Source organism: Mesorhizobium sp. M7A.F.Ca.CA.004.12.1.1 (assembly GCF_003997835.1).
GTDB lineage: Bacteria > Pseudomonadota > Alphaproteobacteria > Rhizobiales > Rhizobiaceae > Mesorhizobium.
This window is the reverse complement of record NZ_RZRK01000229.1, coordinates 1-7,999: the sequence shown is the minus strand read 5'-3', so window position 1 is coordinate 7,999 and position 7,999 is coordinate 1. Positions and strand designations below refer to the sequence as shown.

The window sequence follows — 7,999 nt, the reverse complement described above, 5'->3', positions numbered from 1 at the left end:
ATCCCTGGCTGATAGGCGCAGGTGTCACCTACCGCTTTTGAATATCAGAGTGAAGTCTGCTTCCCGACTGCCGGTTTAAATGAAGGGCGCCTCGCGCGCCCTTTTTTACGGTCGACACTGCAGGGCGAGACCTCATGAAGCCGATTGTCGAGAGGGCGGGGCTCTCTTCCGGCGGACCAAGAAGGTGAACTGGCCAGCTGGCCCCGCGCCTGAGATGGAGTGCTCAGAAGCGCTTTGAATCGGGACGGGCTTTGGTATTGTGGGTGGAATGCTTCAGCCAGACTATTTGCCAGCATCGTCTCCCGGACGTCATGTCTGAGCTTCGTGTCAGCGCAAGGCGAACACGCGGCTCCTAGATGCCGACACGATGGCTGGTTCAGCCATACTGCGACAGTTGCCGGTTTTTTCGGTTCCTTTGCTGTTCGCGCGCTAACCGCAACGCTCCATACTAGTCTCGCGTGCCTGTCCCCGTGGGGCGGGCAACAGAAAGCGATTAGGCCCGCTGAAAGAGGCGGACTGCATCCGAAGGACCGTAAACAAGAGAAGGACCTGAAGCGAGAGCGAAGGTTGCGGCAGGCCGCGGCGGGCCTAAAAGGGAATGCCGACCACCCCACGTCCCAGGAAAGCTGACAAAAACGCAGCGTCCGACTGTCCAATAGGGTGCGCCCGCGCGAGGGCGAGCTAAATGGCAGGGGCTGCCGGGGGACCTAAGAAAAGCGTGGGTTCACAAGCACCCGGCGCGCGCCATCAGGCCGCCAGCTACTTGGAGGGCGGGTGCATCAGCCCTGTTTGTCGGGCCGAACCAGATCCATGTGGCTGACGCCGAGGGCCAATGCCAGTTCATAGATCGTGATAATTGTCGGATTTCTTCGGCCTTTCTCCAAGCCGCTGATGTACTGCTGACTGAACCCGGAAATCTCCGCAAGCTGCTCCTGCGTCAGGCGCTTCCTTTGCCTGATCCTCTGCACATTTCGTCCGACCAACTTGCGCATATCCATGCACGCAAGCCAGCGGATCAGGCGGCTTGAGTTTATCAACTATAATATGTAATCCACATTTTAGCAGGCACAGGGCTTCGCGGGTCCATTGGCCGGAGATAGAATTAGCGATGTTGCAGCCCAGATCGAACACGCCGTTCGCCGACGAGGTCCCCTGGTCGGACCGCATTACAGCCTACGACAAGGACCACTTTACAACCTATATGAGGCTCCTGGACGCCTCGGCAGACAACGCCACTGAAGAGGAAATGGCCAAAGTGATCCTCGGCATTGATCCGGCACGCGAACCTGAGCGCGCACGCAACGTTCTTCGCAGTCATCTCGACCGTGCAAACTGGGTGGTGACGGGCGGCTACAAGGATTTGTTCGCCAGTTGACGAAATGGGCGGTGCGGTCGCTTCGCTTCAAGCAACGAAGTCGCGTAACACCATGCATCGACGTATCACCACAGCGCGGATGGCCCAGCGCTTCGCTGTCTCATCATTTTGTCCTCCGCTCGCCAATGGCTGCTTCCCAGGAATGGGTGCGTCGGCGAATCATGACAGGAACGGGTCCGTCTGAGCCGCACCGCATCCGAAGGGCCGGATGGACAACCTACTGAAAGCTCACAGCTGGCTAAGGGTTGCGGGACGCCGCGGCGGGCCTAGAAGGATGCGGCGCCACCTGCTGGGAAAGGCACAAATAGAGCGAATTGCGAGAGTCTAACGACGCGCTAGGAGGCGCAGCGGAATGGTCGAGACGCCAGAGCCAAGAAAAGCGGGGCTCGACCCACCGGCACACGGCACGCGCGGTGATGGGCGCGGGCGCCCACTACGTGCGCAGGCTCAACAGAATCTCACACGGATCAGCATCGAGGGCCGCAGTTACGTCGAGAAACTCAATGATATCGAGACGCCGCTCGCCACCCTCATATTTCGCCACGAAAGATTGCGGACGACCAAGCTTCTCAGCCACCTGCGCCTGCGTCAGCCCTTTGACATTGCGCAGTGAGATCAACTGGGCCAGAAACCGCTGGTGGCGGGGAGATCGAAGAGATTTGGGCATTTAGGTGAACCGGTCAGGTAGAGACCGGCTCAGCGACTAATCCCCGTTTCGGATTATCCCATTTTGGGATATTCTGCCTTGGATCCAGCGATCAACATGCGAGGTTCGCGGCAGACATGAATCGATCAACGGGAACAGATAGGACTCAAAGCTCAACACTGCTCGACGAAGTCCCTTGGTCTGACCGTCTTACCGCCTACGACAGGGTGCACTTTACCATCTATATGAGGCTCCTGGACGCCTCAGCCGATGAGGCGCCCGAAGAGGAAATGGCCCAACTGATCCTCGGCATTGATCCGGCACTTGAACCGGAGCGCGCCAGGAAGGCGCTTCGTAGTCATCTCGACCGTGCGAACTGGATGGTGACGAGCGGCTACAAGGAATTGTTCGCCAGCTGACAAATTCGCAGTGCTCGGTCATAGAAGCAGGCAGTTCCTGTGCCATTGGTCAGGCTGATCGGGGCCTGCACCACAGACGCGCCGGCAAAATGGACCCGGTGGCGAGCACAATTCAGTTCCCAGGAATCGGGTTTTGGCAATTGTCCGAGCGTCTGACGTGATAGAAGGTTCCGCTCTGTCTGGATGGGTATTAGCCCGGAGCAGCACTCCATATCGTACCGGCGCTCGACGAAGGGTCCACCTCTTCGCTTTCAAGCCGCATAACCGATAGCCATCGCCCTAAGTCAAGGGTTAGAGATTACCGGCAGGCAGGTATGCAAGCGGGCCATCCTCGGAAACTATATAACCGCACGACTAGCTCGTCAGCGACGAAACACCCGCTCGAGCACCCATAGACTATGATCACCGGCGCGGACTGGAAGAATACGGCTGCATCGCCCGAGCCGGCGGAACAGAAGATCTCGGCATCCAGTCAACGCTCGATACAAAGCGCGCGATCGAATGGCCCGAGCACAAGGGGATCAAAAAGCTTCTCAGAGAATTGAGGACCCTTCGGACCCCAAAAGGGCTATAGCCTGATTTTGGGTTCGCACGCCTAGCTTCTTCTTGGCATTGTCCAAATGAAAAGCGATCGTGCGTGGCTTGATACCCAAGATGCGGCCGGTCACCCAGGCTGAATTACCCCGCGCTGCCCACCTCAGGCACTCATATTCGCGGGATGTCAGCGAAATCCCGTCCACTGTTCGATCGCTCGGCAATTTGCGGCGAACGCAACGATGAAAGCAGGCCGCCATCAGTTGAAGAGCTTGTTCGTACCGCTCAGCGACCCGAAGAAATACTGGACGAGGCTCATCGGCGGCAAAAGTAACCGCAGCGGTGCGGCCGCGGAGATCGACAATTGGGATCGTCAAACCGCAGCAGATGCTGAATTGAGCCGCCTCATCGAATAGCTGCTGTTGAGCCGGCGACATTTTATCGCCTCCCAAATTCGATCCCCAGTGAAACGGGCAGCCGCCATTTCGAGCACGCAAGACCACAGGATCGAGTTTCTCATACTGATTTTCCAGATACTGTCTGGTCCAGCGGGTTGGATAGTTCGAAATTAACCTCGGTTTGCCGGAAGGCCGTGCTGGCAAGGAGAGGTAGGCAAAGAAGATTAGGTCAAGTCGTCCGGCCGCCTCAGCCATGGCATCCCGGAAATCTGCCTCATCCATACTCTGTGACAGTCTTTCAAGGAATGTCTCGAAAACAAGTGGCATGTCCCTCGTCATCGTCGCGCTCGATTCTTCCTCTTTCTGCACGCCTTCCGGCTGCGTCGTGTATGTCCGACAAACGCGATTGAATTCGCGGGCGTCGCTGGGCTGACCGGGCTCCAGAATGCTGCCATGCATTAAGTCATGACCGCCCCTGCACCGACCAAATCAGGAGAAATCATCCTGCGCTGACCAAAAGCCATCATTGACCCCAGCTTTTGCAGGAATTTGGGTCGGCATTAGCATAACAATTCGGATAGCCGCTCATCCCCCACCCGGGGCGCCGTGATCCGCAAAGAAGTGTTGCGATGCTTTCTTTTCTTTGATAGGCAAATCGTCTCAACAATATTAAAATGCCTTTCCTTGTGAACGGGGTGGTGTGTAAGTATCGTCCTTTTATATACCTGATGTGATAAAATACACCGCAATTATTATTCTGTTCTTTGTGATGTGAAGGAAGATAACCTTCGGCATTGCCGCACTTTGGAACCGACGACCGTGGCCCGCTGCAATGATGTAAAGGGCACGTCTAAGCTCAATCTGCATCGGAACGTGCAGATGACCTTTACCAGACCCTCGATTCCGCACGGGCCATAATGATACTGATTACGTGGGTCAAAAAGGGCGCCCTGCCGGCGGGGAGGTACACCCGCAGGGCGCGCCGCACAGAGGTCCTGGTCGTTGGGCAACAGGACAGCGGCGGCAGAACTGATTCGGTTACAAATCGTGACTGAAATAGCCCGGAGCATGCTCAAGATCAGATATCTGGAATTCAACAGTTTTGGGTCTGCTCGGCGCAGTAGCGCGCAGGGACATGCCTGCCTCCGGACTCGCTCCTTCGCGATCGCAAAATCATACGGCACCCTCCGCCTTCAGCGCGCGATAGGTGGTATCGACCGACTTTACCGTCGCGTCGACAATGATGTCGATCTCTTTTCGGGTAATGATCAGGGGGGGTGCATAACCGAGGATGTCGCCATGCGGCATGGCCCGTCCGATGACACCATTCTCAAACAGAGCAGCTGCAGTGCGCACCCCGACCTGAAGGTCGGGTTCGAATGGTATCCTTTGTTTTGGGTCCCGCATCATCTCTACGGCCGACAGGATACCCACTCCGCGAACTTCACCAACGATGGGATGTCCCGCCAGCTCGGCCTTCATCCGGTCTTGCCAATACGGTCCAACATCGCGGACATGCTCCAAAATATTTTTTTCTTTAAGCAGTCGAATATTGGCGAGCGCGGCTGCGGCACAAAGCGTGTGCCCCGAATATGTCCAGCCGTGGCCGAGTGCGCCGTGCTTCTCAGTTCCTTGTTCCAAAACCGACCAGACACGGTCGCCAATGATTGACCCGGAGATGGGGAGGTAGGCGGAACTCAAACCCTTTGCGATGGTCACGAAATCCGGACGCATGTTATACAGGTGGGAACCGAACTTCTCGCCGGTTCGCGCGAAGCCGCAGACCACTTCATCCGCGATTAGAAGGATATCGTATTTGTCGAGCACCGCTTGAATGGACGTCCAGTACCCTTTGGGGGGCGGCACAATACCTCCTGTCCCAAGTACCGGCTCTCCGATAAAAGCTGCAACCGTTTCCGGTCCTTCGGCCAGGATCAAGGCTTCAAGCTCATCGGCACAGCGCCGGGAGAACGCTTCCTCGCTCTCCTCGACACGCGCCTGGCGGTAATAGTGCGGCGTGGTTGTATGGCGCACCAAATCCAGAGGCAGGTCGAAGAAATTGTGAAAGAAGGGAAGGCCAGTTAGGCTACCCGTGACCAATCCAGACCCGTGATAGCCGCGATTTCGCGAGATGATCTTTTTCTTTTCGGGCCGGCCAAGAATGTTATTATAGTACCAGACCAGCTTGATGTTGGTTTCGTTGGCATCGGAACCGGAGAGGCCGAAATAGACCCTTCGCATGTTCTGACCGAAATACTCGACCACGGCCTCTGCCAACAGGGCGACCGGCTCCGTACCTTGGCTGGCATAGACGTGTGCGAACGGCAATTCGTGTGCTTGCCTGGCAATGGCCTCGGCGATCTCCGTGCATCCATATCCCATGTTGACGCAGTAGAGTCCTCCGAAACCGTCGAGGCTTCTTCGGCCTTCGGTGTCCCAGATATAGACGCCTTCCGCACCGGCCATAATCCTATTTGGCGTTTCGCCTCGGCTGTGCTTGGCCAAATGCGTAGAAGGATGGAAGACGAAGCTTCTATCCTTCTCCCGGAGTTGCTCGGTTCCCAGATTGCTCAAGCGCATGTCCCTCTCCTCGCGATAAATTGGCGGAGGGCACTCGGCCAGCCACCTGTTTAGCAAATAGCATACCGGAAACGTCCCTTGAGTTTCTCGGGAATGCAGGTTATTCGCCGTGGAATTCGCGGGATCGGCCCGAATTGCCGTGAAAACTAAGGCGTCACCTTCGCCTTAGCCGAGGGTCGGGGGCGCGTCCTGCAAACACGAACAGCTTACGACGCGCATGCGCCCAGCATAGTGCCCGATTAGCGGGCGATATTGACGGATGAATAGCGCTCGGGACGCTGTTCCCGCCGGCCGCGCGAGGCACGATAGAGCGCCGGCGGCCATGTTCCGCCGAACTGCCGGTCATCCCTTACATTCTGACGGTCCGGATCGGTCTTGCCCTTCCCAAGGGTGGTAATGCAGGTGATCAGGGGCAAAGCACATTCGCCTCGATCAGCAGGCAGCGGGTTCCGTGCCGCGGCACAGGCTCCAACCTGGTTGGCCAGCGCTGAGAGGCTGAGGTCGTGCCCTCGCGCATATTGATCGCTTTGGCGGTGCGGCGGCTGGTGCTCGGCAGACTTCTCCAAGGAGCATAGCCAGAAGGTTCGGCCCGGCAAAGACGCGCGGCGAGAGCTCCTTGCCATCGACATCTTGATTCGCAGCCGACCAGCGCCGCCAAGTTCTATCGTCAGCGTGTTGCCTTTCTTGCGATCGCAAATTCGTGGTTTGCTGCGCAGGGCGAGCCGAGCTGCGGCTCGCAGAAGGCGGCAGCATGCCTCCATCAATGCTGGCCGCTCGTGCAGTCTCGAAACGCTGGATCAAGCCTCAAACGTCGAACAGCCGCTCCTTTTCCTCGCGAAACCAGCGCCCTCGCGCGACGTGATCTTGTCTGACGATCCGACGCTTCGAGCGGGGCTCCTCTAATAGGTTGCACATGACCTGCAGCTTTCAGCCAAACTCAGCAAATCGGACGTCTCTTCTTATCATCGCTCGGCAAGCTCGGAACACGTTGGCGGACGTTGCTAAGGCTAGTCGCCGCCAGCGGATGGCGAGGATGTTTGGGCGGCTAAGTGCTTTTAGGTGGGCGATTATAAGCCGAGATCGCGATAGGTGCTTTCGCCATAGCTCCTGGCGCCATCGCCACGCTGAGCGTTTGAAAGCCGATGAAATTCGCTCGGCCAATTGGCTAGCGCGTGCTTGATGGCCTTCATCTTGAACGGCACGTGCACAACACATTTGTCCCTGATGATAGGCGGACAGCTCACATCTTGTTGCCGCGAGCCGTTAAGGTTTGCTGCGATTATCGGCAGACCTAGATCAAGAGCCAATTCCATTTCCCAGCGCACGAAGCGAAAAAGGTTTTTCGTCTTCTCACCGATCAGGACAAGTACCTGGCTCGATCCATTCATTCTGTTGCGAAGATTGCGTTTAACATAATCTTCGTCCTGTGCTCGGCTCGTCATATTGTCCAGATCGTGAGCGTTCGCGAATTCAAAACTCACATTCTCGCTGGCGTTCCACCCTTTCATAAAGCGGTATGCCCAAGCGTCTTCATCGCCGTCAAATATTACATAGGTCGGATCGCTGTATGCCATTGTTGTCTCTTAGTTGTTTTGACGAGCAACCCACTGGGTGTGCTCCCGTGAGAAAGCCAGTTCGGCTTCGTTCACCGCGGCGGAGAATGCCTCATCCGAGTTGGCGTCCGTAATAAGGTCGGCAGTCAAGCCGATCTCGTGAGCTGTCAACGTGTAAGCCGATGCCAATTCGTTAAATTTCTTGATCTGGGTCCACCCGATAAGCGAGGCGGCGATGACAATTAGCGGCTCGGTCGGCCAGCCTGGCATCGCGGGGTCAGCGATGCGTACTACGATGAACGAGAATCCCAGAGCGTATGCAAAAATACCGAGGCCCATCCAGACTTTCGCGGACCTCTTGTTCGAGCGCGCCTTCTTCTCGTACCACTTCCGTTGGTCGCAGATTCGTCTCTGCAGATACAGGTCTTTTCTTTCTTTTAGCGGGGAGTCCCTTATCGACATCATCTGGTCGGTTGTTTGGGGGGATGCTGAAT

At 56.8% G+C, this 7,999-nt stretch carries 8 protein-coding genes and 1 pseudogene; 2 read left to right on the top strand and 7 right to left on the bottom strand.

All coding sequences use genetic code 11. The annotated features are described in order from the left end of the window. Nucleotides 1–779: 779 nt before the first annotated feature. Nucleotides 780–998, bottom strand: a complete 219-nt coding sequence (locus EN984_RS14340; protein WP_126105025.1) for a helix-turn-helix transcriptional regulator — start codon at nt 996–998, stop codon at nt 780–782. A gap of 110 nt (nt 999–1,108) precedes the next feature. Between EN984_RS14340 and EN984_RS14335 the strand changes: the two genes are divergently transcribed. Beyond that, the gene (locus EN984_RS14335) at nt 1,109–1,375 is read left to right on the top strand and encodes a DUF2285 domain-containing protein (protein ID WP_127266640.1); all 267 of its coding nucleotides are present in this window, start codon (nt 1,109–1,111) and stop codon (nt 1,373–1,375) included. Nucleotides 1,376–1,808: 433 nt separating this feature from the next. Here the strand turns inward: EN984_RS14335 and EN984_RS14330 are convergent, their stop codons facing one another. Beyond that, the gene (locus EN984_RS14330; protein WP_126097360.1) at nt 1,809–2,042 is read right to left on the bottom strand and encodes a helix-turn-helix transcriptional regulator; all 234 of its coding nucleotides are present in this window, start codon (nt 2,040–2,042) and stop codon (nt 1,809–1,811) included. 116 nt (nt 2,043–2,158) lie between these two features. Here EN984_RS14330 and EN984_RS14325 point away from each other — a divergent pair, with 116 nt between their 5' ends. Further along, entirely contained in the window at nt 2,159–2,440 is a 282-nt protein-coding gene (locus tag EN984_RS14325) for a DUF2285 domain-containing protein (RefSeq protein ID WP_127266641.1), read from the top strand. A 533-nt stretch (nt 2,441–2,973) separates the two neighbouring features. Here the strand turns inward: EN984_RS14325 and EN984_RS14320 are convergent. From EN984_RS14320 to EN984_RS14305, 5 genes and pseudogenes are all read right to left on the bottom strand, one after another. Next, nucleotides 2,974–3,711, bottom strand: a complete 738-nt coding sequence (locus EN984_RS14320; protein ID WP_127266649.1) for a LuxR family transcriptional regulator — start codon at nt 3,709–3,711, stop codon at nt 2,974–2,976. Nucleotides 3,712–4,545: 834 nt separating this feature from the next. Continuing rightward, nucleotides 4,546–5,952 (bottom strand): aminotransferase, encoded by a 1,407-nt coding sequence (locus tag EN984_RS14315; RefSeq protein WP_063169303.1) that lies wholly within the window; start codon nt 5,950–5,952, stop codon nt 4,546–4,548. A gap of 190 nt (nt 5,953–6,142) precedes the next feature. Further along, nucleotides 6,143–6,564 (bottom strand): annotated as a pseudogene (locus EN984_RS38750) (transposase); the annotation flags it as partial. A 455-nt stretch (nt 6,565–7,019) separates the two neighbouring features. Then, a complete protein-coding gene (locus EN984_RS14310) occupies nt 7,020–7,526 on the bottom strand; it encodes a TIR domain-containing protein (RefSeq protein WP_063169304.1) in 507 nt (168 codons plus the stop codon). A 9-nt stretch (nt 7,527–7,535) separates the two neighbouring features. Beyond that, nucleotides 7,536–7,999: SLATT domain-containing protein (locus EN984_RS14305; RefSeq protein WP_127383796.1), on the bottom strand; the 464-nt coding region annotated here is incomplete at its 5' end.